Source organism: Actinoplanes sp. NPDC051405 (genome assembly GCF_055586185.1).
Genome location: NZ_JBVJIR010000001.1, coordinates 46525 through 70792, shown reverse-complemented (window position 1 = coordinate 70792; position 24268 = coordinate 46525). Strand labels below are relative to the sequence as shown.

Genomic DNA, 24268 nt, shown 5'->3' with positions numbered 1-24268 from the left:
CCACGCCGTCAGGACGGGGTGGACGGCTCGGCGCCCTGGATCATCGGCTGGAGCAGCGTCGACATGGTGGCCGCCGCGCGGTCGGAGTCGCCGTCAACGATCGCTTCGACCAGGTCGGTGTGCAGCTGGGCCAAGGCGTCCGTCTCGCCGGTCACGTCGTGCAGTTGCACCTCCTCGAACACGCCGAGCAGTCCCTCGTAGACCTCCTGCATCAGCGCGTTGTGGGTGGCGCCGACCACCGCACGGTGCAGCGCGGAGTCGGCGCGCACCCGCGCGTGCGCGTCGCCGCCGGCCCAGGCGTTCTGCCGCTCGTGCAGGAGCGCGACCAGGCGTTCGGTGTCGCCCTCGGTGCGGCGGACCGCGGCGATCCGGGCGGCCGCGGCGTCCAGCGCCAGCCGCAGCTCCAGGCTGTCGCGGCGGGAGGTGGCCGCGACCCGGCGGGACACCGACGAGCGCAGGTCGGACGTCGACACCACGAAGGTTCCGCGGCCCTGCTCGCGCCGCAGGATGCCGGCCTGCACCAGCGAGCCGATCGCCTCGCGTACCGTGTTGCGCCCGGCGCCGCTCCATTCGACCAGCTCGGACTCGGTCGGGATCTTGCCGCCCAGCGGCCAGATGCCGTCGGTGACCTGGGACCGGAAGAGGTCGGTCACGCGGGTGCTGAGGGCGGCGCGATCAAACATCGGGCGGGACACGGGTGCAGCCTAATCGGCGGGCGCGGGGACCGGCCGGCACGCGGCCCAGCCGGCGCCGAGGGTGATCAGCAGGGTGGCCGCCAGCAGCACGTACGTCGAGTTCCAGCCGTCGCTGAGCTGGTTGATCGCGCCGAGGGTCAGCGGGCCGACGCAGCCGATGCCGTAGCCGACGCCCTGGACCAGGCCGGACAGCCGAGAGGCGCTCTGCGGGTCGGCCGCGCGGGCGCCGATCAGGGTCAGGCAGAGCGGGAACGTGCTCACGCCCAGGCCGAAGGCGGTCGCCCAGACGAAGGCGCCGGCCGCCGGGGCCGTCAGCATGCCCCCGTAACCGACGCCCATCAGCGCGACGCACACCACGACGATCGGATAGCTGTTGCGCATGCGCTTGGTCAGCGGCGGCACCACGAAGGCGGCGATCAGGCCGAGCCCGGCGAACCAGGACAGCAGCAGCGCGCTGGCGGTCGTGCTCAGCCCGGCGTCCTCCAGCATGGCCGGGAACCAGGTCACCAGCGTGTAGACGTGCAGCGTGGTCATCGCCATCAGGCCGATCAGGCCCAAAACCAGTGGGGTACGCCAAAAGACGGGTGCCGGGGCCGGGGCCGGTATGGCCGGGGCGCGGGACCGGGGAACCGCGATGAACCACAGCACCGCCGCCACGGCGGTCACCACGGCCCAGGCGCCTGCTGCCGTACGCCAGCCGTACGCGTGGGCCAACGGCAGCGCGAGCAGCGGCGCGGCCAGTTGGCCGACCTGGAGCAGCACCATGTACATGGTGCTGACCGCGTTCAGCCGCTCCGGGAAGTGCTGCTTCACGATCGGGATCAGGATGACGTTGGACGCGCCGACCCCGGCGAAGGCGATCACGGTGGCGACGATCATGACGGCCGGGGACCACGCGACGGCGCGCAGCAGGATGCCGGCGGTGGTGGCGGTCACCGCGAGCGCGGCGGTACGTTCCAGGCCGAGCCGGCGGGCCAGGGGTGGGGCAGCGAACGCGGCCACCGCGAAACAGGCGGTCACGATCGTGCCGATGGCCCCGGCGACCAGCGGCCCGAAGTGCAGATCCTCGGCGGCGTCCCCGGTCAGCACGCTGAATCCGGTCACGGCCGTGCGCAGGTTGAGGGCGGTCAGGGCGACGGCGAGCAGGATGCCCCGGGCCAGCCGGGCCGGGGCGAGCGTGGTGGTGGACACCGGACCAGTGAAACATGGGATTATGGGATGAATCTAGAGCGAGTGATTTTCGCCTGCAGTGAACACCGGAAGATCGGGAACGGCCCCGAGGTTGAGCGCGACATACTCAACTTCTCGGAGGTACCGAGTGACCAGCAAGCGACTCCCCGTGTTGTTCCTTGACGACATCGTCCTGCTCCCCGGCATGGTTGTCCCGATCGAGCTGGATGAGGCCGCGCAGGCCGCCGTCGACGCGGCCCGCACCTCGGCCGGCTCCGAACTGCTCATCGCCCCGCGCCTCGAGGACCGCTACGCGACCCACGGCGTCGTGGCCAGCCTTCAGCAGGTCGGCAAGTCCCGCGGCGGGTCGCCCGCCGCTGTCCTGCGTACGGGCGTCCGCGCCAAGATCGGCGGCGGAGTGACCGGACCCGGTGCGGCCCTGTGGGTCGAGGCCGAACCGGTCACGCCCACCGCGGCCACTGAGCACGCCCGCGAGCTCGCCGCCGAGTACAAGCAGCTGGTGGTCTCGGTGTTGCAGCGCCGTGAGGCGTGGCAGGTCATCGATTCGGTCAGTGCCATCGACGACCCCGGCGACCTGGCGGACACCGCCGGCTGGGCGCCGTACCTGTCCAACGACCGCAAGCGCGAGCTGCTGGAGACTGCCGATGTCGAGGCCCGGCTGCGGTTGCTGATCGAGTGGACCGGTGACTTCCTGGCCGAGTCCGAGGTCAGCGACAAGATCGACAGTGACGTCCGCGAGTCGGTCGAGAAGCGCAACCGTGAGTACCTGCTGCGTGAGCAGCTCAAGGCCATCCGCAAGGAGCTCGGCGAGGGCGAGGCCGACGGCAGCGACGACTACCGCGCCCGGGTCGAGTCGGCCGAGCTGCCGGACAACGTCCGCGAGGCGGCGCTGCGCGAGGTCGGCAAGCTCGAGCGCGGCGGCGAGCAGAACCCGGAGGCGGGTTGGATCCGGACCTGGCTCGACACCGTCCTGGAGCTGCCCTGGAACGTCCGGACCGAGGACGCCGTGGACCTCGACGCGGCCCGGGCCGTCCTCGACGCCGATCACCACGGGCTGGACGAGGTCAAGGAACGCATCGTGGAATACCTCGGTGTCCGGGCCCGCCGCGAGTCCCGGGGCCTGTCGGTCGTCGGCGGCCGCGGCTCCGGCGCGGTGATCCTGCTGGCCGGGCCGCCCGGCGTCGGCAAGACGTCGCTGGGTGAGTCGGTCGCGCGCACGCTCGGCCGTAAGTTCGTCCGGGTCGCCCTCGGCGGCGTCCGCGACGAGGCGGAGATCCGCGGCCACCGCCGTACGTACGTCGGGGCGCTGCCCGGACGCATCGTGCGGGCCGTCCGGGAAGCCGGTTCGATGAACCCGGTCGTGCTGCTCGACGAGGTCGACAAGGTCGGCAGCGACTACCGCGGTGACCCCGCCGCGGCGCTGCTGGAGGTGCTGGACCCGGCGCAGAACCACACCTTCCGCGACCACTACCTCGACCTGGACCTGGACTTGTCCGACGTGCTGTTCATCGCGACGGCGAACGTGCTGGAGACGATTCCGCAGGCGCTGTTCGACCGGATGGAGCTCATCTCGATCGACGGCTACACCGAGAGCGACAAGGTCGCCATCGCCCGCGACTTCCTGGTTCCCCGCCAGCTGGAGCGGGCCGCACTGTCGCCCGGCGAGGTGACGGTCACCGAGGACGCTCTGCGCGAGATCGCGGCCAATTACACCCGGGAAGCCGGCGTACGGTCGTTCGAGCGCCTGCTGGCCAAGACGTTCCGCAAGGCCGCTCTCAAGGACCTGCCCGTCACCATCGGGCCCGCCGACCTCAAGGGCCTGATCGGGCGACCGCGGTTCCTGCCGGAGTCGTCCGAGCGGACCGCCGTGCCGGGTGTCGCCACCGGCCTGGCCGTGACCGGGATGGGTGGCGACGTGCTCTACATCGAGGCCTCGCTGCTGCCCGGTGACAAGGGCGGGCTGTCGGTCACCGGCCAGCTCGGTGACGTCATGAAGGAGTCGGCGCAGATCGCCCTCTCCTACGTGCGGGCGCACGCCGAGGAGTTCGGCATCTCCCCGGAGCAGCTGGATCACCCGATCCACCTGCACGTGCCCGCGGGCGCGGTGCCCAAGGACGGGCCGTCGGCCGGTGTCACCATGACCACCGCGCTGGTCTCGCTGCTGCTCGGCCGCAACGTGCGCGCCGAGGTGGGCATGACCGGCGAGGTGTCGCTGACCGGCCGGGTCCTGCCCATCGGCGGCGTGAAGCAGAAGCTGCTCGCCGCCCAGCGGGCCGGGCTCACCGAGGTGTACCTGCCGCAGCGCAACGAACCCGACCTCGACGAGGTACCGGCCGACGTGCTGAAGGCGCTGACCGTACACATCGTCTCTGACGTCCGGGAGATTCTCAGCTCGGCGCTGGAGCCCGTGTCCGCCGGCATGGTCGCGGCCGCCTGAGGGTAGTTGCCGTACAAAGGAAGCCGCCCGGGCGCTCGGCCCGGGCGGCTTCCGCGTCCGCCGATCGGGGAGAAACCATGCCGGAGCTGCCGGAAGTCGAATCGGCGCGGGCGGTCATCGAGCGGGCCGGCCTGCGCCGCGAGATCGTCGACGTGGACGACTCCGACACGTACGTGTGCCGTCCGCACCGGCCGGGCCAGATCCGCGCCGCGCTGGTCGGGCGGGCGCTGACCGCGGCGCACCGCCGGGGCAAGAGCATGTGGTGCGATGCCGGCGACGACGGCCCCGAGCTCGGCATCCACCTGGGCATGTCCGGCAAGATCGTGATCGCCGACCCGGACGGCAGCGAGATCGACGGCGGCGACTACTGGGAGGGCCGCCGCGGGCTCGGCGACTACCGGTGGGGCCGTTTCTCGCTGACGTTCGCCGACGGCGGCCGGCTGATGCTGGTCGACCCGCGCCGGCTCGGCCGCGTACGCCTGGACCCGCCGATCGCCTCGCTGGGCCCGGACGCGGCCACGATGACCCCGGCCGAGTTCCGGGCGGCGCTCGCGTCCGGCACGGCGCCGGTCAAGGCCCGCCTGCTCGACCAGGAGGCGATCGCCGGGATCGGGAACCTGCTGGCCGACCAGATCCTGTGGTCGGCGCGCATCAACCCCGGGCGCCGGGTCGACCGGCTCACCGCCGACGACGTCGACCGCCTGCTGCGGGCCACGCGCCGGGCCGTCCGCTCGGCGATCAAGGACGGCGGGGTGCACACGCTGGGGATCATCCCGTTCCGCATCCCCGGAGGCCGCTGCCCCCGCGACGGCGCGCCCATGGTCAAGAGCACGGTCGGCGGGCGGACGAGCTGGTGGTGCAGCCGGGAACAGGTCTGAACGGGCTCGCGTGGGGTAGGTGTTCATGGTGACGGAGAACAACGTGGGGCTGCGCTCCGCACGCGGCCCGGTCCTGCTCGCGGTGATGCTCTCCACCGCCCTCATCGCCATCGACTCGACGATCATCGCCACCGCGGTGCCGTCGATCGTCGACGACATCGGCGGCTTCACCGAGTTCCCCTGGCTCTTCTCCGTCTACCTGCTGGCCCAGGCCGTCTCGGTGCCGATCTACGGCAAGCTCAACGACCTGTTCGGGCGCAAGCCGGTGATCCTCTGGGGGATCGGGTTGTTCCTGGTCAGCTCGATCCTGTGCGGAGTGGCCTGGAGCATCGTGCCGTTGATCGTCTTCCGGGTGCTCCAGGGCCTCGGCGCCGGGGCGATCATGCCGACCACCATCACGATCATCGGCGACCTCTACTCGGTCCGCGAGCGGGCCAAGGTCCAGGGGTACGTGGCCAGCGTCTGGGGCGTCGCGTCGGTGGTCGGGCCGACGCTGGGCGGGGTGTTCTCCGAGTGGGTGTCGTGGCGCTGGATCTTCTTCGTCAACATCCCCATCTGCCTGCTGGCCGGCGCCATGATCCTGCGCCGCTTCCACGAGCGCGTCGAGCGGCGGCGCCCGGCCGTCGACTATCGCGGCGCGGCCCTGCTCGCGGCCGGTCTCACCCTGGTGATCCTGGGCGTGCTGGAGGGCGGACAGGCCTGGGCCTGGACCTCGCCGATCGGCATCGCAGTCCTCGGCGTCGGGGTGATCCTGCTGGTCGCGTTCGGCTTCGTCGAGCGCTCCGCGCCCGACCCGGTGCTCCCGCTGTGGATCTTCCGCCGCCGGCTGCTGCTCAGCAGCGGTTTCCTGGCGGTGGGCGTCGGGGCGATCCTGCTCGGCCTCAGTTCCTACATTCCCGTGTACGCGCAGGAAGCGCTCGGCACCGGCCCGCTGGTGGCCGGTCTCGCCCTGGGCGCGCTCACCATCGGCTGGCCGATCTCCGCCAGCCAGGCCGGCAAGGTGTACCTGCGCGTCGGCTTCCGCGGCTGCGCCCTGATCGGCTCGTCGCTGGTGGTCGGCGGGGTCGCTTTGTTGCTGCTGCTGGACCAGCGGTCCTCGGTCTTCGAGGTGGGCGCCTACTGCCTGGTCATCGGCCTGGGCATGGGCCTGACCGCGGCGCCCACGCTGATCGCCGCGCAGTCCAGCGTCGGCTGGACCGAACGCGGTGTGGTGACCGCGAACAACATCTTCCTCCGCTCGCTGGGCAGCGCTCTCGGCGTCGCGGTCTTCGGCGCGATGGCCAACGCGGTGGTCGGCCGCGGCGCCGTCGATCCGGCCCGGCTGACCGACGCCGTCCACCGCATCTTCATCGCCATGCTGCTGGTGTCCGTGGTCATGGTGGCGCTGGCCGGCCTGATCCCGCGCTCAGCGGACGCGGTGACCGAGGAATCAGCCACCGCGTCACCCGCTCCCGCGCGATAGTGCGGTTCAGCGGTTCGCCACCGCGGCACTCGAGGGTGGCTGGACGCGCTCGAAGTGCACTCGGTTCAGCCATCCCGGGAGGTCGCTGAGCACGTACAGCTCGCCGTGCACGTCGGTGCCGAACGCGGTCGGCTGGGTGGGGAAGCGGCCGATCGTGGCGGACTCGTAGCCGCCCCCGGGCTTGGGCCGCACGGCGAAGGCGAGGGTCGAGCAGTAGTCGCTCGCGATGTAGGTGCCCCGGGCCTCGGGGGTCCGCGACCCTCGGTAGACCACGCCGCCGGTCACCGAGCAGCTCTCCGTCATGAAGTGTTCGTACTCGAAGACCGGGTCGGTGTACTTCCCACCAGGCGTGCACTGCTGCGGGTCGAACACCGGGGTGCCCTCGCGGCAGGACCAGCCGAGGTTCGCGCCCCGCTGCGACGGGCGGATGTGGTCGATCTCCTCGACCAGGCCCTGGCCGACGTCGCCGATCCACAGCGAGTTGTCGGCCGGGTCGATGGAGAACCGCCACGGGTTGCGCAGCCCGTAGACCCAGATCTCCGGCCGCGCGCCCGCCGTACGGACGAACGGGTTGTCGAAGGGCACGCAGTAGGGCTTCGCCCCGCAGGCGCGGTTGACGTCGATCCGCACGATTTTGCCGAGCAGCGTGCCGAGGTCCTGACCGGCCTTGAACGGGTCGTTCGCGTGGCCGCCGTCGCCGAGCGACCAGTAGAGGTAGCCCTCGCGGCCGAACGCGACCTGGCCGCCGTTGTGGTTGCCGTACTCGGAGTGCTCCTGGGTGAGCAGCACCTGGAGCCGCTCCGGGGCGCTGAGGGGCACCCGGGCCAGGGTCAGCGTGCCGGCCGGCAGGCTCGTGTAGGCCACGTAGAGGATCCCGGTCCGCGCGAAGTTCGGCGCGGGCGTGATGCCGAGCAGGCCGCGCTCGTTGTCCGACGTGTCGATCCGGGCGGTCAGGTCGAGCACCGGCTCGGCCGCCAGCCCCGTGTCGGGATGGTAGGCGCGGACGGTGCCGTCCTTCTCGGCGATCAGCATCCGGCCGTCCGGGAGCCCGGTGATCGCGATCGGGCGCCGCAGGCCGGAAGCCACCTGTTCGGACACCACGGTCAGCTCGGCGAGGGGCGCCGCCCGGGTGTGGGACGGGCCGGCCGCGGCGATGCCCGGCACCGACACCGAGGTCAGCAGAAGCGCGGACAGGACCAGAACGAGTCGTCGCGACATATCGGCTCCTCGAGCAGAGTGGAGGACACAACCTGGGAGCGCTCCCACAATATATCGAGTTCCGCCGATGTCCAACGCTGAGGCCAACCGTTCTCCCGACATTGATGGAGCCGGGCAGGCCCTTCGTCGATGCGGCGCGCTTCGATCATGCCGTACCCGAAGACGACGCCCGGCGGATCGGGCGCCGCGGCGGCGATTTCGTTCGCCAGGCCCATGCCGGCCGCCCGGGCCCGGACGAGCGCGTCGAGCAGCTCGACGCGCCGCTGCAGCGACAATGCCACGCCGGTCGGATACTGGTGGGACGGCGTCCGCCGCCGTGGCGCCGGGTTCGGATCACCCTGTCACAGCCGTCTCGGGCGCGGCGGGCGCCGGCTCCTGCGTGTACCGGGCGCTGAGCCGCCGGTACGGCCGGCTGTTCAGCGCCGCCACGGTGGCGGCCAGGCCGATCACCCCGGTCAGCACGAACACCAGCGCGAGCCCGCGGTCCGCGCCCGTACCGAACCAGCCGCCGATCGTCCGGGCCCCGGCGCCGTCGGTCATGAACGGGATGACCACGAACTGGGCCACCGGCGCGATGAGGAACGCGGTCAGCGGGGAGGCGGCCTGCTCCACGCTCTGCGCGAAGCCGAACACCCGCCCCTGCCGCTCGTACGGCACCACCTTCTGCAGGATGGTCTGCTCGGCCGCCTCGGCGAACGGTACGGCCAGCATGTAGACGTACAGGCCGGCCGCCATCAGCCAGACCGAGGAGCGCAGCGGGAACAGCAGCGTCACGATCCACAGGGTGACGTTGACCAGCAGCAGCAACCGGACCGGGTTGCGGCTCAGCCCGGTACGCGCGATGAGCAGCCCGCCCACGATGAACCCGGTGCTCAGCACGCCCCACAACAGTCCCCACGCCTGCACCGAGACGAGAGACAGCCCGTACGCGTCCAGCAGTGCCATGAAGACGCCGCCGAGCAGGTTGTTGAACGCGGAGAACAGGATCAGCGCGGTCAGGCCGGGCACCTCGGCCACCACGCGGATCGTCCCGCGCAGGTCGACGCGGCGCTCCTCGCCGGCGGGCACCTCCACCGCCGGGGCGGGCACCGGCACCACCGCGAGGTGGACCAGGGCGAGGGCCAGGACCACCAGGGCCGGCGCGAGCACCCAGAACATGCCGTCGATCCCGACCAGGATGCCGCTGATCACCGAGGTGACCAGGAACGACGTGCCTGAGGTCGTGCCGACCAGCCCGTTGGCCCGGTCCCGGGCGTCCTCGTCGATCAGCACGGTCACCAGCGTCGGCAGGGCGATCGTACGGATGCTGCCGGCGATGACACCCACCATGAGCAGCAGGACGAACGCCCACAGCGTCACGCTGCCCGCATCGGTGAACGAGGCCGGAGGTGTCATCAGGTACAGGGCGAATGCGGCCGCGTACAGCAGGAGCGAGACGGCCGCGGAGACCTGCATCATCGTCTTCTTCGCGTGGTGGTCGACCAGGCTGCCGAACCAGATGCCGGTCAGCGCGGTGAGCACGAGGAACACGGCGGCCACCAGTCCCGTGGCGAAGACCGAGCGGGTCTGCAGGTACACCCAGAAGGTCACCGCGAACCAGACGGTGTAGTTCACCACCGACACCAGCAGCGTGCTCACCAGCAGGTGGAAGAACGTACGGCGGTGGCCCGTGATCGCGGTCATGGCCCGACGGTAGAACCTCGAGCGGGGTTCATGTCCACTCGTTTGCCGCCGGGAGCGCGGCCCGCCCGGGTTGACCGGACCTACTGGACCTCGTCGAGATTTCCCACGGCCTTGTCGCCGGTTCCGGCGACACCGCACAGCCGCAGCGCGCTTTCGGACAACATGAGGTACGCCTCGTCGACGGTGAGGTGCCCAGCGGCGACCTGGTCGGCTGCGGTGTGGACGAGTCCGATGATGGCGACAGCCAGCCAGTCGGCCGGAAGGGCAGGGTCGAAGTCCCGGGTGCGTTGGCCGCGCCGGATGACTCGTTCGAGTTGCCCGGTGCCGGCCAGGTGCGTGGCTTTGTTGCCGGGTGGGGTACGGGCCAGGGCCGTCGTGAGGAGGTATGGATAGCGGCGGATGAGCTGCCATCCGATGTCGAGGTACTTGCGTAGCGCTGCGGCCGGCGGGCCGGTATCGAGGCGTGCGGCATCGAAGGCGTCGACGGTCTCGGCTCCCGCGGCATCGATCAGCGCCGCGATCAGCGCGTCTCGCGACGCGAAGTGGGCGTAGACGGTCTGGCGGGTGACGCCGGCCGCGGTCGCGAGTTCTTCCATGCTGGCGTCCGGCCGCTCGCCGAGCAGCGTGCGGGCCGCGGTGAGGATGGCGTCGATGCTGCGCCGGGCGTCGGAGCGGCGGCGACGGGTCTCGGGCGCATCACTCATCACGTGGCAGGCTACCGGATCAGTATCCTTGACATGCTGTAAGAGTTCCTTAATCCTTACAGCATGTCAAAGTTCCAGCGGCAACGCGGGCCGGCGTCGCTCACCGACCCGGAAGGACCTCCCCGCATGACCGCCACGCCCGCACGCAGCCGCCCCTCCTACGGCATTGATGCGCCACCGATCCCGGCTCTGCTCGGCGCGGCAGGCGTCGCTTCCGCCTTGGCCGCCGCCGGCCGGCGAACCGGCCGAACCACTCTGGCCGTCACCAGCGCGGTGCTGCTCACCGGCACTGGCATCTACCTGCACACCACGCTGCGCGGCAAGCTGCGCGCCTGGGACGGCATCCTCGACCGGGCCGTCTTCCGGGGCGACGAGCAGGTGCTGGACATGGGTTGCGGCCGCGGTGCCGTACTGATCGCGGCAGCCCGCCGGCTCCCGCGGGGGCGGGCCGTCGGCGTGGACCTGTGGTCGGCGGACCAGAGCGGCAACCGCCCCGAATCCACCCTCGCCAACGCCGCCGCGGCCGGGGTCGCCGACCGGGTCGAAGTACGCGGCGGCGACATGACAGCGCTGCCCTTCCCGAACGATTCGTTCGACGTCGTGACCAGCGCGATGGCCATCCACAACATCTCGTCGGCCGAAGGGCGCCACCGCGCGCTGGACGAGGCGATCCGGGTGCTGCGCCCCGGCGGCCGGCTGCTCATCGCCGACCCCTCCCCGTTCGTGCGCAAGTACGCCGCGTACCTCGGACAGGGCACACTGCGCGGGCTCGGGCCCGGATACTGGTACAGCGGCCCCTGGCTCGCCGTCAGCCTCCTGCAATTCACCAACCGGGGCATCGAGCACGACCGGCCGACACCACCCCTCAGCGCCTGACACTTCCGCTGCCGCGCCGGGCAGCCGCTCATCGGCTACTTGTTTCACGAAAGTACGACCGCGGCCCGTGCTGGACAGGGCCGGTTCGGCACCGAACAGCGACGGCTACCAGGCCATGTTCGCCGCCGGCCGTAAGCACACCGACCGGATCTGGGCGGTCGAGGGCTGCAGCGTCCTCAACGACGACGCGACGTGAGCGCGTCCCGGCTCAGGACGGCAACGGCGCACCGGCGATCGCGCGGGCCTCGTAAAAAGCGCCGAGCGCACCGCGGAGGCGGGCCCGGTGAGACTGCCGATGCGGGCCAGCATCATCGAGCGGCCCGTGTAGCCGCGGTCGTCCACCTCGACGCAGACGACGCCGTCGGGCAGGGCGCCGGCTACGAGACGCGGCACGGTCGTGACCCCGAGCCCGGCGGCGACGAACCGAGCCGGGCCGACCAGTCACCGAGCTCGGCGACGACCCGCGGGCGGCCCTGGATCGTCGGCCAGGCCCCGAACTGCGGCTCACCGCGCGCGCCCCGGCCGACGATCCAGCCCTCGTCCGCCAGGTCCGCGACGGTGACCCGGTCGGCACCGGCCAGCCGGTGGCGCCGGGAGATCGCCAGCACCAACCGGCCGGCCGGCCAGACCTCCAGCTCGATGCCGGTCAGGTCGTAGTCGGGCCGATCCGCCCCGGCCACCAGGATCGCGAGGTCGAGGCGGCCGGCCCGCAGCCGCCGGATCTGCACCGGCGTCGAGGCCTCGAAGAACTCGATCCGGATGGCCGGATGAGTGGTCCGGACCCGGGCGATCGTGCGAGGTGCGAGCCGCATGGCGGTGGTGGGGAAGCCGCCCAGGGCGACCTCCCCGTCCAGCGGGGCCGACAGGCCGGCGACGTCGCGCTCGGCGGCGTCCAGCTGATCGATAATCGTCGCGGCCCGTGCGGCCAGGCGGTGTCCGGCCTCGGTCGGTTCGACGCCGCGCGGACCGCGCCGGAACAGCCGCGTGCCGGCGGCAGCCTCCGCGCAGTACTGGGGATGGACGTCCAGTTGACCCTGACGTGAGCAAGACATGGTTCATCACCGGTACATCGAGCGGCTTCGGCCGGCTGTGGGCGCAGGCCGCGCTGGAGCGCGGCGACCGGGTGGTCGCGACCGCGCGCAAGCCCGCGGCGCTGGACGACCTGGTCGAGCGTTTCCCGAGACGGTCCTGCCGCTGGAGCTCGACGTCGCCGATCGCGAAGGTGTCTTCGCCGCCGTCGACCGGGCGGTGCACCGCTTCGGGCGCGGGCATCTCCTGCAGGTGACCAGCGAGGGCGGGGTCCGGGCCTACCCGGGCATCGGCGCCTATCACGCGTCGAAGTGGGCGCTCGAAGGCATCTCGGAGTCCCTGGCCCAGGAGGTCGAAGGATTCGGCATCAGCGTGACCTGCGTCGAGCCCGGGCCGTACGCGACCGATTGGCTCTCCCGGGGCTCCCGGCACTCAAGGCCTTCGGCGCCCGGATGGGCTGAGCGCGAAGAACTCGGCGATCGCCTCGGTTGCGTACATGTCTGCGGCGGTCCGGCCCATCAGTCTCGGTGAAGGCGTCGCGCCGGGGATGGTGTGCCCTCCGCCGTGGACGGTGTAGAGGGTGACCGGCGCGTGCCCGTCCTGGCGGTAGTCGGTCCGGCTCACCGAGGTCCGGCCCGGCTGCCCGGCCCGGGGCGGCAGGTCGACGGTGACCGGCGGAGCGGTGATGCCGTTGCGGGCGGCGAAGTACGCGGCGGTGTCCGGTGCGGAGAGCATCGTGCCGCCGACCTTGAAGGCGAACCGGGCCCAGGCGGCCATCTGCCCGCCGCCGTACGGCACGATCCGGTCCTTGGTGCCGTGGAAGAAGAGCACCGGCTTCGGGACCACCGGCAGGCCGGGCAGCAGGAAGTTGTCCGGCGCGGGCTGCTGGGCCGCGATGACGGCGCCACCGTCGAGCAGGTCGGGACGCTCGTGCAGGAGCCGGATCACCATGCCGCCGCCGTTGGAGAATCCCGCCGCGTACACCGGGCGGCCGTCGCCGAGCTGTTCGACGGCTGCCTCGGCGAACGCCACGTCGTCGATGTTCTGCACCCGGGCCGGGAAGCGGCTGGCCTTGCGGGAGTCGTTCCAGTTGCCCCGGAAACCGTCGAGGTACGCGACAGCGGCCCCGCCCACGTGGTCGAACGCGTTGCCGGTGAAGGAGCGGAACACGCCGGCGTTCTGCGTGGAGCCGTGGAAGACGAGCAGCAGGCGGTCGTAGTCGCCGCCGGGCGGAGTGACCAGCGTGTACGTGCGGGGCCGGCCCGCCGCGTCGATCTCGCCCCTGGTGATGGTCATGAGCAGCCCCTCGCACGTAACGGATGAACTATCCACTTGACCGTAGCATGAAGTGGATGAGGTATCCGTTATCCTGCTCACGTGACGACCACCCGGATCCGCAAGGACGCGGCCCGCAACTGGCAGCACATCGTCGACACGGCCCGGCGCTTCGTCGACGACGGCGAGTCCCTGCGGCTCAACGACGTCGCCCGCGCGGCGTCGATCGGGGTGGCGACCGTCTACCGCCACTTCCCGACCCCGGAGGCCCTGCTCGAGACGATCGCCCGTCCCGGGCTGGAAGAGCTCGTCGCCCGGGCCGACCGCGCCGCCGCCGACGACCCGTGGGAGGCGTTCGCCGGCTTCCTGCTCGCCGGCATCGACGCCCAGCTGCGGGACGCCTCCATCCAACCGGTCTTCGCCGCCACGACGCACGCCCTGCCCGAGACCACCGAACTGGTCACCCGCCTGACCACGGCGACCGGCCACCTGCTCGACCGTGCCCAGGCCGCGGGCGTCGTCAGCCCCGACGTCACCCACGAGGACGTCGTCCGCCTGATGTGCGGCGTCGTCTTCGCCGCCACCGTGCACGCCACCCCGGACCAGCGCGCTCCGCTGACGCGGCGCTACCTGGACGTCGTTCTGACGGGCATCCGCACCGCCCGGCCTGGGAGAATCACGGCATGAAGGCCATCGTGTACGGCACCACCGGCGATCCCGACGTTCTTCAGCTCGCCGAGCGCGACCTGCCCACCCCCGCCCCCGGCGAGGTACGCGTCCGGGTCACCGTGTCCGAGGTCAACCCCACCGACTGGAAGACCCGCTCGGGCGCCACCAACTCGCTGCAGTTCCCCGAGGTCACGCCGCACCTGGACGGCGCCGGAGTGATCGAGGCGGTCGGCGAGGGTGTCGACCGGAGCCGGATCGGGCAGCGGGTCTGGCTGTACATGGCCACGGCCGGGCGCCCGACCGGCACCGCCGCCGAGTTCACCGTCGTCCCCGCCGGTCAGGCCGTGCCGCTGCCCGACGCGGCCGGGTTCGACGTCGGTGCCTCGCTCGGCGTACCGGCTCTCACCGCCCACCGCGCGCTGACCGTCGCCGAGGACGGGCCGCGGCGCCTGCGGCCCGGAGCGCTCGACGGCAAGGTCGTGCTCGCCGCGGGCGGGGCCGGTGCGGTCGGGCACGCGGTCATCCAGCTCGCCCGGTGGGCCGGCGCCACCGTCATCAGCACGATCAGCGGGCCGGAGAAGGCCCGGCTGGCCACCGCTGCCGGCGCCCACCCCGTGATCAACTACCGTGAGGGTGACCCGGCCGCAGGCATCCGGCGGATCGCCCCGGACGGCGTCGACATCATCGCCGAGGTCGCGCTCGGCGCGAACCTCGCCCTGGACCTGGCCGTGCTGCGCACCCGGGGCACGATCTCGACGTACGCCAACGACGGCGGCAAACCGGTCCAGCTGGACGTCCGGCAGAACATGATGCTCAACACGCGCTTCCAGTTCCTCGTCCTCTACACGGTGGGACCGGACGCGCTCGCCGCAGCCGCCGAGGACGTCGCTGCGGCCGTGGGTGACGGCGCTCTGCCGGTTGGCGAGGAGCACGGCTTGCCGCTGGTCCGCTTCCCGCTGGAGCGCACCGCCGACGCGCACCGGGCGGTGGAGCAGGGCACGGTCGGCAAGGTCCTGGTCGACGTGGCGTCCTGACGGCCGATGCCCGCACTCATCGAGGTCGTGACGGACATCCAGGCGACGGCCGGGGTGGTCTTCGACCTGGAACTGGACATGGACGTCCACGCCGCTTCCCTGGCCGCGAGCCGGGAGACAGCAACGACGAGCACCGGCAGGCGGGAAGTCCGGCTGGGGGACGAGGTCACGTTCCGCGCGCGTCACTTCGGCATCCTCTGGTCCATGACCAGCCGCATCACCGCGCACGAGCCTCCGCGTCGGTTCGTCGACGAGCAGGTCCGCGGTCCCTTCCACGCTCTGGTCCACGAACACGTCTTCGAGGATCTCGGTGGCGGGCGGACACAGATGATCGACCGTATGACGGTCACTGCGCCGTTCGGTCCGCTCGGGACCCTGGTGACCCGAGTGGTGCTCGCGCCCTATCTGCGACGACTGCTCGAGCAGCGCGCGGCCCACATCAAGCAGCTCGCCGAGTATCAGGAGGAACGGGACAGTGCCTGACGAGAGCATGCAGCACCGGATCGGCGAAGTCACCCTGACCGTGCTCGGGCCGGACCGGCGGCCGTTGTCCGACCGGGTCGTCACCGTGGCCCAGCAGCGACACGCGTTCCCTTTCGGCAACATCGCTTTCGACTTCGTGAGCCTCGTCGGTGGTCCGCCGCCCGACGCGGCCGGCCCGGCCTTCGGCGGCGCGACGGCCCTGAGCCTGGACCGGCTGGGCGACTTGTGGCTCAACCTGTTCAACACCGCGACCCTGCCGTTCTACTGGGGGCCATACGAGCCGCGGCGGGGCACGACCGACGTCGAACGGCTGACGCGAACCGCACGCTGGCTCGCCGACCGTGGCGTCACCGTCAAGGGACACCCGCTGCTCTGGCACACGGTGCAGCCACCGTGGCTGCTCGACCTGGACCTCGACGAGGTGGAACGGTTGCAGCGCAACCGGATCCGTGAGCTCGTCGGTGGATTCGCCGGTGTGATCGACCTCTGGGACGCCATCAACGAGGCCGTGATCATGCCGGTCTTCGCGAACGGGGACAGCGCCATCACCCGGCTCGCCCGGGCCCGGGGCCGTATCGCCATGGTGCGGATGGCGTTCGAGGAGGCGCGGACGGCCAATCCGGCGGTGACCCTCGTGCTCAACGACTTCGACCTCAGTTCGGCGTACGAGTGCCTGATCGAGGGGGTGCTCGAAGCCGGCATCCGGATCGACGCGATCGGGTTGCAGACCCATATGCACCAGGGGTACCGCGGTGAGGAGTACATGCGGGGCATGCTCGACCGGTTCGCCCGCTACGGGCTGCCGTTGCACCTGACCGAGAGCACCCTGGTGTCGGGGCACCTGATGCCGCCCGAGATCGTGGATCTCAACGACTATCAGATCCCGGACTGGCCGACGACGCCCGAGGGGGAGGCCCGCCAGGCCGACGAGGTCGTGCGGCACTACCGGTCGCTGGTGGCCCACCCGGCTGTCGCATCGATCAACTATTGGGGTCTCACCGACGACGGCGCCTGGCTGGGCGCGCCGGTCGGGCTGGTGCGCGCGGACGGCAGCCGCAAGCCCTCGTACGACGCGCTGGAAGGCCTCATCAAAGGACAGTGGTGGCTGCCGCCGACCGAGCTGCGGACCGGCTCCGACGGCACGGTGGTGGTGCGTGGCTTCTTCGGCGACTACACGGTGTCCGGAACCCCGTTCGTCATCCGCCCCGGTCAGGCCACCGAGACGGTGCACATCGACGCATAGCTCGGTCACATGCCTGTCAGGACGCGATCCAGGGCCGACCGGCCTGCGGGCCCCCAGTTCGGCTTGCCGCCGGGCAGGCCGCGGTTCCCGTTCTGGCCCATCAGCATCAGGAACAGGCTCTTCATGGCGGCCAGCCCGCGCGCCCGCCGGACCGTCGCCTCGTCCGCCCGGGCGTAGCTGTCGAAGAACCGCGAGGCGCTTCCCTCGGGCAACAGCAGCCAGGCAGCCCCGAGGTCCCAGGCCGGATCGCCGGCGAAGAGGGCGTCGAAGTCGATGATGCCCGCCAGTGTGCCGTCGGCGATGACGACGTTCGCGGGATGCAGATCACCGTGCACCCATACCGGTGGTCCCGGCCACTCGGGGGTCGCCACCGCGTCTTCCCACACGGCCCGGATGTCGTCCTCGGCAAAACCGAAGACGTCGAGGTCCACGGCCGCCAAGAAGTGCTCGAACCCGCCCCTGGAGTCCTTGGGATGGGTGCCGAAGTCCGAGGCACCCGGCGCGTCGGCGGGCGCCTCCACGTGCAGCGCTTTGAGGAAGGCCGCCAACGTGTCGGCCGCGTGGTCGCCGCGGACGATCGTCCCCTCGTCCAGGGGCGTGCCCTCGACCCAGGTCATGACCGTCCACATCTTTCCGAAGCGCTCGGACGGCGTTCCGTGGCGCACCGGAGCCGGGACCGGAAGCGGCAGACGTGGACCCAGCACGGGCAGCCAGCGACGCTCCTTGAGCTGCGGATCGGGGCTCGTGTCCATCCGTTGCATCCGGACGACCAGGTCGTTCCCGAGGCGCCACATCTGGTTTCCCCAGCCGCCCGCTACCTCGCGGATGGGCAGGTCGGCCAGGTCCGGGTGCTGCTCACGCAGCAGGTCGCGGACCAGATCTGCGCTGATCTCCATCTCGGACTCGATCACGGGAAGCGACGGTACCCGGGGCTTGCGACCCGACCGGCCTGAGGCAGACGGGCGGTCACCGGCTCTCGCCATCCAGGCGTTCGGAAGCCCGTACGGCCTGGCGGTCGTCGACCTGCCGGAGCCCAGCACCGAGGCGATCGGCGTCGGCGGTGTGGACACGTTGATCCGGAGCGGCGCGCTCACCGCGTTCGGTGTCACTGGAGGTCACATCCTCGGCGGCGGCTACGCCGTCGTGCTCGCGCCGCCGGTGAACTAGCCGGCTCAGGACACTACCTCCGGCTGCTGGTCCGGTCGCTGACCTCGAGGAGGTCGCCGGGCTGGCAGTCGAGGGCGTCGCAGAGGGCGGTCAGTGTGCTGAAGCGGATCGCCTTGGCCCGGCCGTTCTTGAGGATCGACAGGTTGGCCAGGGTCAGGCCCACCCGGTCGGCCAGCTCGGTGAGGGTCAGGCCCTTGCGGGCGAGCAGGGCGTCCAGGTGCAGGACGACGCGGTGTTGTTCCTCGGGTGGCATCAGATGACCGTGTCGAGCTCGGCGCGCAGGCCGCGGCCGTACCCGATGATCTGAGCGAAGGCCAGCAGCAGAAGGCCGAGCATCAGCCACCAGACGCTGAGGGTGTAGTCGACCATCACCATCCTCGCGCCGGGCGGCACCACGGTGGCGGCCAGCAGATAGCCGGCGATGCTGCGGACGATCTCGGAGGCGGCGCCGGCGATCAGGACGACCACGCCGAGGCGGCGCAGGCCGGTCGCGGTGGCCTGGGTGAACGGCTGCGTGGCGGTGATGCGGTCGATGAGGCGCAGGGCGTACCAGATGATCGGCAGTGTGCCGACCGCCAGCGGGAGCGGACCGATGAGCAGGTCGAGCCCGGTCTGGTAGCCGGTCGGCTCCTGGATCGACACGCTGACGGCCTGGATCCGCAGCTCGGTGGAGGGCTGCCCGACCGGCAGCGCCGACGGCAGCACGTCGAAGCGGCGGGTGGCCGGGCCGTCGAGCTGCAGGACCTGGCCGAGAACGGCCACGACGTCGGTCAGTATCAGCACCCAGAGGAAGCTGCGGATGCGGGCGAACGGGCGGTGGCGCTCGACCATGACCCATCTCCTTATCGATATTCGATGTATTGATAATCGATATCCTGCGCCGGTCTGTCAAGGGGAGACCGGGCGGCGCTCAGTGCGCCCGTCTAGTGGCGCCGCCCTGCGGAGGGGTCGCGGTCCATGACTACCTTGACGTGGTGGACAAGATCCTTCGAGTCGCCGGGCTCGGGAACCATCCGGCGCAACAGGTACGCATCCACGACGAGACGGTGATCGTGGTCCGCCCGGCCGGCGACGCCCAGCAGCTGCTGCGCTCCGCCCGCGCCGCCCTCCCGGATCACAATCCCGTGCTGGCTTTCGACAGCGACGCGGTCCTGGACCCCGACTTCCATCACGACAGCAGCCCGGGCGACCTGATCGCCTGGGCCCGGACCGCCGACGTCGATGCCGAACTGGGCCGCCTGCACAGTTTCACCCACCCTGATCGGGAGCTGATGGGCACCGGCGACGAGGGCTACCACCTCGACGGCTACGACGTGACCGGATACGGAGAGCCGGAACTGCTGGTCATCCTGCCCCGTCCGGAGCCGTGGGCGGCCTTCGCCTACCTGGATCCGTACGGCGGGTGGGGCACCCCGGGGGACCTGCTGCTGGCCGCGGCCCGCCGGTGGCACGAGCGGTACGGCGCCGCCCCGACCACGATCGGGCTGGCCAACGGCTTCACGGTGCCCCGGCATCCGGCGGACCTGGCGGACGCCGAACGGCTGGCGCTCGAACACGTGGCGATAGCAGGGCTGACCGCGCGGACCACGGTGCGGGCTTATGCGCGAGCTCTCCGGGAGCTGAACCAATGGTGTCTCTACAACCGCCCGTGACTCTTGGAGGAGAAGCGGTGGATCACGCCCAGTTCTGCGTACGGGATGTCGACGGGCAGCTCGCGGGCGAGGAAGGCGAGGATGACGACTGTTCAGGCCGCAGCCTCCGGCGTGCCTAGCCTGGCGTCATGACACAGATCATCCTGTACATGGCGATGTCCCTGGACGGATTCATCACCGGTCCCGGCGACAACGAGCAGAGTCCGGCCGGCGAGGGCGGCATGAGACTGATGGAGTGGCTCGGCCCCGGACCCACGGTCGACGAGTTCCGGCCGAGCAGCAGCGCCAGCCGGATCGTGTTCGACGAGTCGATGGCGACCGGCGCCGTCATCACCGGGCGGCGGACCGGTGACTTCGCCGGCTACTGGGGCGGCGACCATCACGACGGCGTGCCGATCTTCGTGCCCACCCATCGGGCCCCGGCGGACAACCCGTACGAGCGGGTGCACTACGTGACCGACGGCATCGCGGCGTGCGTGGAGCAGGCCAAGGCGGCCGCGGACGGCCGGGACGTCATGATGCACGGTGCCTACACCGCTCAGGAGTGCCTGAAGGCCGGACTGCTCGACGTTGTCGAGATCCAGCTGATGCCGGTCCTCCTCGGCCGGGGCCGGCTGCTGTTCGAGGGCCTGCCACCCGACCACATCGAACTGGACCTGGTCCGGACGTTGCAAGCGCCGAAGACGCTTCACCTGCGCTACGAGGTGAGGCGGGGATGAGCGCTACCGGGTGCGGCGAAGGGTCCGCGCACGAAGCAGCGGCTGGTAGGTGGGGGCGTGGTTGTGGTTGTCGCCGCGGCGCCGGGCCGGAACCGGACCCCGACCATCCCCGTTCCGGGCGCGAGAATCCCTCGCGTCAAACCCACGACGAGGGGTCTCCGTTCATTCCCGCCACGGGCTGAATCGTAGGTCCGTCGACGAAAAACGGATACGCCCGCGGAAGTCGGAGGGCTTCCGCGGGCGTATCCACTCGGGAGAGGGTCAGACGCGGACGCGCAGTGCCTCGAGGCTCAGCGACCGGCCGACGGTGCCGATCTCGACCTGGCCGCCGCGGCGGGAGCACTGCCAGTTCTGCCAGCCGATGTTCTGCACGTGGCCCTGGGCGCAGATGCCCGTACGGGTGCTCAGGCGCAGCGCCTCGAGCCGCAGGGACTGGCCCTCGGTCCCGACGGTCACCGTGTCGTTGCGACCGGTGCAGCGGGTGCGCTGCCACCCCTGGTTCTGCACGTGCGCCTGGGCGCACACCCCACCGGTACGGCGGGTCGAGATCGACAGCGCCTCGAGCCGCAGAGACTGACCCACGGTTCCGGCCAGTGCGGGCCGGCCGTTGCTGGAACAACGCCAGCCCTGCCAGCCGATGTTCTGGACGTGCGCGTTGATGCACACGCTGTTGCGGTCACGCCGCATGAACATCTTGGCGGCCGGGCTGAGCGCCGGCGCCTGGACGACTGCCGCCGGAGCGGCCGGGCTCACCGGTGCCGCCGAAGCGGTACCGCCGACAACGGGCAGAGAGATCGCGGAGACGGCCAGGCCGACCATCGCCGCCTTGCGGAGGAAGTTCGGAAACAATGCCATACCGAGAAGAGCCCGGACCCGACCGCTCATGACGCGACCCGGAGGCGATTTGTCGCGCTGTCACTCCTGCGGGCTATCACTTGTCGCTCCATCGGGTGAGAGACTCGGCAGGATCTGATGACCGAAGGAGTTCAAGGCCTGGCGACAGATGACCTCGACGGTGACGTCTTTGCCCAGGAACCCGCTGGCCCCGGCCTCGAGCGCGCGGGCCACGTACTCGTCGGTCTCGAACGTCGTGAGGATCAGCACGCGGGTGCCGGCCGAACGCTTCCTCGCCGTTCGCGGCCTCGGCCACGACTGTCATGTCGTCGCAGGAGTCGATCAGCATGCGGAACGTGGATCGTGACGACCGGGCGGACCGCGTGCTCGGTGACGTTGGTGAGGGCTTCCTGGACGATCCGGAAGGCGGTGAGCTCGACCAGCGGCGGTAGGCGCCGCGGCGTCCCGTCGCTGACGACGCGGACGTCGATCCCGGCCGCCCGGCAGGCCTCGACCAGTTCCGGGAGCTGGTCGAGGCCGGGCGCCGGGGTGGTGCCCGCTGGGCGCGAACCTGACTCTGGACCTGGCGGTGCTGCGCACCCGGGGCACGATCGCGACGTGCGCCAACGAGGGCGGACTTGCGGTCGAGCTGAACGTGGGGCAGAACATGGTGCTGAACACGCGCTTGCAGTTCCTGGTGCTCTACACGGCCGGCCCGCAGGCCCGCGCCGCAGCCGTCGAAGACGTCGCCGCCGCGATCCGGGACGGCGCCCTGCCGGTCGGCGAGGAGCACGGCCTGCCGCTGCTGCGCTTCCCGCCGCACCGCGCCGCCGACGCCCACCGAGCAGTGGAGAACGGCGTGGCCGGCAAAGTTCTGGTGGACCTCATGAAGGACAATCGCACTCAGTGAGCCAGTCCGGCGCGATACGCATAGACGACGAGCTGGGCGCGATCGCGCGCATCCAGCTTCGTCAGCAGCCGGCTCACGTACGTCCGCACCGTCGCCGGGCTCAGATGCAGAGCCGCCGCGATCTCGTTGTTGGAAAGGCCGGCCGCGACCTCGGCCAGCACATCGCGTTCCCGTTCCGTCAGGGCGGCCAGCGCCGTTCCGTCCACCGGGCGAGGTCCGGCGCCGACCGCGGCGTCCATCACCCGGCGCGTCACCGCCGGTGACAACAGGGCTTCGCCGGTTGCCACGAGCTTGACCGCGCGGCGCAGCTCGTCCGGTCCGCAGTCCTTCAGCAGGAAGCCGGCCGCGCCCGCCCGGATCGCGGCGAAGACGTTCTGGTCGGTGCCGTAGGTGGTGAGCGCGATGACCCGTACGGGGGAGAGGGTTTGATCTTGCACGATCTGCCGGGTCGCCTCGATGCCGTCGCAGACGGGCATCCGGAGGTCCATCAGCACGATGTCCGGCCGGTGCCGGCGGGTGAGCGCGACCGCCGCCACCCCGTCGGCGGCCTCGCCCACGACGGCCAGCGTCGGATCGCGCTCCAGGAGAGCGCGCAGGCCGGCCCGTACGAGTTCCTGATCGTCGGCGAGCAGCACCCGGACCGTCATGCGGCCGCCTCCGCGGGCAGCATCGCCGCCACGACGAACGTGCCGTCCGCGGCCCGGCCGGCGTGCAGGGTGCCGCCGAGCAGCGCCACGCGTTCTCGCATGCCTCGAAGGCCGTGTCCGCCCGACCTTGCTTCGGCCGCGCCCTCGTTGACGATGGTCAGCTCCAGCGACGACGGCCGGTAGCCGATGGTCAGCCGGACCGGATGTCCCGCCGCATGACGGCGGGCGTTGGTGAGCGCCTCCTGCACGATCCGGTACGCCGTCGAGTCCACCACCTGCGGCAGCGCGCGCTCGGTGCCCTCCACGACCACCTCCACCGGGGCGCCGCCGGTCAGCTCGCCGAGGCGGGCCAGCACGCCCGCCGGCGGATCCTCGTCGGCCCGCAGGGCCGCCAGCGTTCCCCGCAACTCGCGCGCGGCGCCGCCGCTGGCTTCCCGCACCCGTCGTACGGCGGTACGGGCCGCAGAAGTGTTGCCGTCCTCGATCGCCTCCGCCGCCACGTCCGCGTGCAGCGTCACCACCGAAATCGTGTGGGCGAGGACGTCATGCAGGTCCCGGGCGAGCGCCACCCGCTCGTGCTGCATCCGCCGGTCGACCTCGCGCGCAGCCCGGTCCGCCGCCTCGGCCCGCCACAACCTGCGGGTCCGCACGACGTCGCCGAGGAGGATCGCGGCGGCCATCACTGCGACGGTTGTGGGCAGCTCGTAGGCGTACAGGTAACCGGGGTCCTCCCCGCCCAGACTGCGCGCCACCGACGAGATCGCCACGAGCGCGGCCGCCGTCGCGGTCGCCCACCGCAGCCGCCCGGCCTCGGCAGCCGAGTAGAGGGCGGCCCCCACCGGCAGCGCGAGACCGATCGGGGGCAGCCCCAGCGCGTAATAGCCGAGCAGCCCGACGCCGGTCGCGACCAGCACGCCCACCGGATGACGCCGGCGCACCAGCATGAGCGCGCCGAACCCGGCCGCGAACAGATAGGCGACCGGGTGGACGCCGTCGCCGCGCACGTCGGCGGCGACCGCGGCGGCGACGATCACCGCGGTCAGGAGACCGAGCACCACGCTCACGAGGCCAGACTACGGCGGCGGATCAGCCAGGCGATCCCGCCGAGGGCCGCGCCCAGGAGCGCGTTGAAGATCAGAATCCCGACATAGCCGGGCAGCGGAATCGTCTCGGCCGACTCGAGGAACGGCTGCAGGGACCAATTCAGCAAGATCGCCCCGATCCCGTACGCGAGACCGGCCGCGAGCAACGTCTGCACCGGCTTCTCGACCTTGACGAGCACCGCCGCGGCGACCCAGCCGACGCAGATGAGCGCGGTGATCAGCAGGGGACCGAAGGGCTTGCCCAGTGGCCCCTCGTACGCGCCCAGAATGCTGAGCGCGGGACGGATGAGCGCCGCAAGTCCGAGCACGACGGCGAGACGCAGGTTCATGGTTCGTACGCTAGGCACCGGCGGCCGTCG

At 71.3% G+C, this 24268-nt stretch carries 30 protein-coding genes and 1 pseudogene; 15 read left to right on the top strand and 16 right to left on the bottom strand.

Annotated elements, in window-relative coordinates; genetic code table 11:
- Positions 1-8: 8 nt before the first annotated feature.
- On the bottom strand, positions 9-695 hold the full coding sequence (locus ACZ6S4_RS00395) for a FadR/GntR family transcriptional regulator (protein WP_465472777.1): 687 nt from the start codon (positions 693-695) through the stop codon (positions 9-11).
- A 9-nt stretch (positions 696-704) separates the two neighbouring features.
- Positions 705-1886, bottom strand: coding sequence for an MFS transporter (locus ACZ6S4_RS00390; RefSeq protein WP_465472776.1), 1182 nt, complete (start codon positions 1884-1886; stop codon positions 705-707).
- A 184-nt stretch (positions 1887-2070) separates the two neighbouring features.
- Between ACZ6S4_RS00390 and lon the strand changes: the two genes are divergently transcribed.
- The 3 genes from lon to ACZ6S4_RS00375 all read left to right on the top strand — a co-directional run bounded on the left by lon (position 2071) and on the right by ACZ6S4_RS00375 (position 6663).
- A complete protein-coding gene (gene lon, locus ACZ6S4_RS00385) occupies positions 2071-4323 on the top strand; it encodes an endopeptidase La (protein WP_465473477.1) in 2253 nt (750 codons plus the stop codon).
- Between the two features lie 77 nt (positions 4324-4400).
- Complete coding sequence (locus ACZ6S4_RS00380; RefSeq protein WP_465472775.1) at positions 4401-5201, top strand: Fpg/Nei family DNA glycosylase; 801 nt, start codon at positions 4401-4403, stop codon at positions 5199-5201.
- A 25-nt stretch (positions 5202-5226) separates the two neighbouring features.
- Positions 5227-6663: an MFS transporter gene (locus tag ACZ6S4_RS00375; protein ID WP_465473476.1), complete on the top strand. Its 1437-nt coding sequence runs from the start codon at positions 5227-5229 to the stop codon at positions 6661-6663.
- A 6-nt stretch (positions 6664-6669) separates the two neighbouring features.
- Here the strand turns inward: ACZ6S4_RS00375 and ACZ6S4_RS00370 are convergent, their stop codons facing one another.
- The 4 genes from ACZ6S4_RS00370 to ACZ6S4_RS00355 form a co-directional block, all read right to left on the bottom strand.
- On the bottom strand, positions 6670-7881 hold the full coding sequence (locus ACZ6S4_RS00370; RefSeq protein ID WP_465472774.1) for a PQQ-dependent sugar dehydrogenase: 1212 nt from the start codon (positions 7879-7881) through the stop codon (positions 6670-6672).
- The gene (locus tag ACZ6S4_RS00365) at positions 7839-8162 is read right to left on the bottom strand and encodes a hypothetical protein (protein WP_465472773.1); all 324 of its coding nucleotides are present in this window, start codon (positions 8160-8162) and stop codon (positions 7839-7841) included. Before ACZ6S4_RS00365 ends, ACZ6S4_RS00370 begins: the two co-directional genes overlap by 43 nt.
- 52 nt (positions 8163-8214) lie before the next feature.
- Entirely contained in the window at positions 8215-9564 is a 1350-nt protein-coding gene (locus tag ACZ6S4_RS00360) for an MFS transporter (RefSeq protein ID WP_465472772.1), read from the bottom strand.
- A gap of 80 nt (positions 9565-9644) precedes the next feature.
- Positions 9645-10268 carry a TetR/AcrR family transcriptional regulator gene (locus ACZ6S4_RS00355; RefSeq protein ID WP_465472771.1) on the bottom strand — a complete coding sequence of 208 codons (624 nt, stop codon included), beginning with the start codon at positions 10266-10268 and terminating at the stop codon, positions 9645-9647.
- Positions 10269-10331: 63 nt separating this feature from the next.
- On the opposite strand from ACZ6S4_RS00355, the gene ACZ6S4_RS00350 reads away from it, so the two are divergent.
- Complete coding sequence (locus tag ACZ6S4_RS00350; RefSeq protein WP_465472770.1) at positions 10332-11144, top strand: class I SAM-dependent methyltransferase; 813 nt, start codon at positions 10332-10334, stop codon at positions 11142-11144.
- A 67-nt stretch (positions 11145-11211) separates the two neighbouring features.
- Positions 11212-11340, top strand: a complete 129-nt coding sequence (locus tag ACZ6S4_RS00345) for a hypothetical protein (protein ID WP_465472769.1) — start codon at positions 11212-11214, stop codon at positions 11338-11340.
- A 181-nt stretch (positions 11341-11521) separates the two neighbouring features.
- Here the strand turns inward: ACZ6S4_RS00345 and ACZ6S4_RS00340 are convergent, their stop codons facing one another.
- On the bottom strand, positions 11522-12196 hold the full coding sequence (locus ACZ6S4_RS00340) for a LysR family transcriptional regulator (protein ID WP_465472768.1): 675 nt from the start codon (positions 12194-12196) through the stop codon (positions 11522-11524).
- Here ACZ6S4_RS00340 and ACZ6S4_RS00335 point away from each other — a divergent pair.
- Positions 12184-12429 (top strand): hypothetical protein, encoded by a 246-nt coding sequence (locus ACZ6S4_RS00335; protein ID WP_465473505.1) that lies wholly within the window; start codon positions 12184-12186, stop codon positions 12427-12429. The genes ACZ6S4_RS00340 and ACZ6S4_RS00335 overlap by 13 nt on opposite strands.
- On the top strand, positions 12393-12704 hold the full coding sequence (locus ACZ6S4_RS00330) for an SDR family NAD(P)-dependent oxidoreductase (RefSeq protein WP_465473475.1): 312 nt from the start codon (positions 12393-12395) through the stop codon (positions 12702-12704). The genes ACZ6S4_RS00335 and ACZ6S4_RS00330 overlap by 37 nt, the downstream gene beginning before the upstream one ends.
- Here ACZ6S4_RS00330 and ACZ6S4_RS00325 read toward each other — a convergent pair.
- A complete protein-coding gene (locus ACZ6S4_RS00325; protein ID WP_465472767.1) occupies positions 12606-13469 on the bottom strand; it encodes a CE1 family esterase in 864 nt (287 codons plus the stop codon). The genes ACZ6S4_RS00330 and ACZ6S4_RS00325 overlap by 99 nt on opposite strands.
- Before the next feature lie 81 nt (positions 13470-13550).
- On the opposite strand from ACZ6S4_RS00325, the gene ACZ6S4_RS00320 reads away from it, so the two are divergent.
- From ACZ6S4_RS00320 to ACZ6S4_RS00305, 4 genes are read left to right on the top strand one after another with little or no spacing between them, the layout of a single operon-like run.
- Positions 13551-14135, top strand: coding sequence for a TetR/AcrR family transcriptional regulator (locus ACZ6S4_RS00320; RefSeq protein WP_465472766.1), 585 nt, complete (start codon positions 13551-13553; stop codon positions 14133-14135).
- Entirely contained in the window at positions 14132-15151 is a 1020-nt protein-coding gene (locus tag ACZ6S4_RS00315; protein ID WP_465472765.1) for an NADPH:quinone reductase, read from the top strand. Before ACZ6S4_RS00320 ends, ACZ6S4_RS00315 begins: the two co-directional genes overlap by 4 nt.
- A gap of 6 nt (positions 15152-15157) precedes the next feature.
- On the top strand, positions 15158-15634 hold the full coding sequence (locus tag ACZ6S4_RS00310; RefSeq protein WP_465472764.1) for an SRPBCC family protein: 477 nt from the start codon (positions 15158-15160) through the stop codon (positions 15632-15634).
- Positions 15627-16877: an endo-1,4-beta-xylanase gene (locus tag ACZ6S4_RS00305; protein ID WP_465472763.1), complete on the top strand. Its 1251-nt coding sequence runs from the start codon at positions 15627-15629 to the stop codon at positions 16875-16877. The genes ACZ6S4_RS00310 and ACZ6S4_RS00305 overlap by 8 nt, the downstream gene beginning before the upstream one ends.
- Positions 16878-16882: 5 nt before the next feature.
- Here ACZ6S4_RS00305 and ACZ6S4_RS00300 read toward each other — a convergent pair whose 3' ends face one another.
- A complete protein-coding gene (locus ACZ6S4_RS00300; protein ID WP_465472762.1) occupies positions 16883-17788 on the bottom strand; it encodes an aminoglycoside phosphotransferase family protein in 906 nt (301 codons plus the stop codon).
- 22 nt (positions 17789-17810) lie between these two features.
- Here ACZ6S4_RS00300 and ACZ6S4_RS00295 point away from each other — a divergent pair, with 22 nt between their 5' ends.
- Complete coding sequence (locus ACZ6S4_RS00295; RefSeq protein ID WP_465472761.1) at positions 17811-18044, top strand: hypothetical protein; 234 nt, start codon at positions 17811-17813, stop codon at positions 18042-18044.
- Positions 18045-18057: 13 nt separating this feature from the next.
- Here the strand turns inward: ACZ6S4_RS00295 and ACZ6S4_RS00290 are convergent, their stop codons facing one another.
- Positions 18058-18297 carry a helix-turn-helix domain-containing protein gene (locus ACZ6S4_RS00290; protein WP_465472760.1) on the bottom strand — a complete coding sequence of 80 codons (240 nt, stop codon included), beginning with the start codon at positions 18295-18297 and terminating at the stop codon, positions 18058-18060.
- Positions 18297-18875, bottom strand: coding sequence for a DUF2975 domain-containing protein (locus ACZ6S4_RS00285; protein ID WP_465472759.1), 579 nt, complete (start codon positions 18873-18875; stop codon positions 18297-18299). Before ACZ6S4_RS00285 ends, ACZ6S4_RS00290 begins: the two co-directional genes overlap by 1 nt.
- 143 nt (positions 18876-19018) lie before the next feature.
- Between ACZ6S4_RS00285 and ACZ6S4_RS00280 the strand changes: the two genes are divergently transcribed.
- Both ACZ6S4_RS00280 and ACZ6S4_RS00275 read left to right on the top strand, forming a co-directional pair.
- Positions 19019-19696 carry a DUF4253 domain-containing protein gene (locus ACZ6S4_RS00280; RefSeq protein WP_465472758.1) on the top strand — a complete coding sequence of 226 codons (678 nt, stop codon included), beginning with the start codon at positions 19019-19021 and terminating at the stop codon, positions 19694-19696.
- Between the two features lie 128 nt (positions 19697-19824).
- A complete protein-coding gene (locus ACZ6S4_RS00275; protein WP_465472757.1) occupies positions 19825-20415 on the top strand; it encodes a dihydrofolate reductase family protein in 591 nt (196 codons plus the stop codon).
- 261 nt (positions 20416-20676) lie between these two features.
- On the opposite strand, the gene ACZ6S4_RS00270 is transcribed toward ACZ6S4_RS00275, so the two are convergent.
- On the bottom strand, positions 20677-21270 hold the full coding sequence (locus tag ACZ6S4_RS00270) for a hypothetical protein (RefSeq protein ID WP_465472756.1): 594 nt from the start codon (positions 21268-21270) through the stop codon (positions 20677-20679).
- A gap of 162 nt (positions 21271-21432) precedes the next feature.
- Positions 21433-21598: pseudogene (locus tag ACZ6S4_RS00265) on the bottom strand (response regulator); the annotation flags it as partial.
- Positions 21599-21838: 240 nt separating this feature from the next.
- Here ACZ6S4_RS00265 and ACZ6S4_RS00260 point away from each other — a divergent pair.
- Positions 21839-22159 (top strand): hypothetical protein, encoded by a 321-nt coding sequence (locus tag ACZ6S4_RS00260; RefSeq protein WP_465472755.1) that lies wholly within the window; start codon positions 21839-21841, stop codon positions 22157-22159.
- Here the strand turns inward: ACZ6S4_RS00260 and ACZ6S4_RS00255 are convergent.
- The 3 genes from ACZ6S4_RS00255 to ACZ6S4_RS00245 are packed head-to-tail and all read right to left on the bottom strand — an operon-like array spanning position 22153 to position 24238.
- On the bottom strand, positions 22153-22806 hold the full coding sequence (locus ACZ6S4_RS00255) for a response regulator (protein ID WP_465472754.1): 654 nt from the start codon (positions 22804-22806) through the stop codon (positions 22153-22155). The two genes, ACZ6S4_RS00260 and ACZ6S4_RS00255, sit on opposite strands and share 7 nt — an antisense overlap.
- Positions 22803-23870 carry a sensor histidine kinase gene (locus tag ACZ6S4_RS00250; protein WP_465472753.1) on the bottom strand — a complete coding sequence of 356 codons (1068 nt, stop codon included), beginning with the start codon at positions 23868-23870 and terminating at the stop codon, positions 22803-22805. Before ACZ6S4_RS00250 ends, ACZ6S4_RS00255 begins: the two co-directional genes overlap by 4 nt.
- Positions 23867-24238 (bottom strand): hypothetical protein, encoded by a 372-nt coding sequence (locus ACZ6S4_RS00245; RefSeq protein WP_465472752.1) that lies wholly within the window; start codon positions 24236-24238, stop codon positions 23867-23869. Before ACZ6S4_RS00245 ends, ACZ6S4_RS00250 begins: the two co-directional genes overlap by 4 nt.
- Positions 24239-24268: the final 30 nt, after the last annotated feature.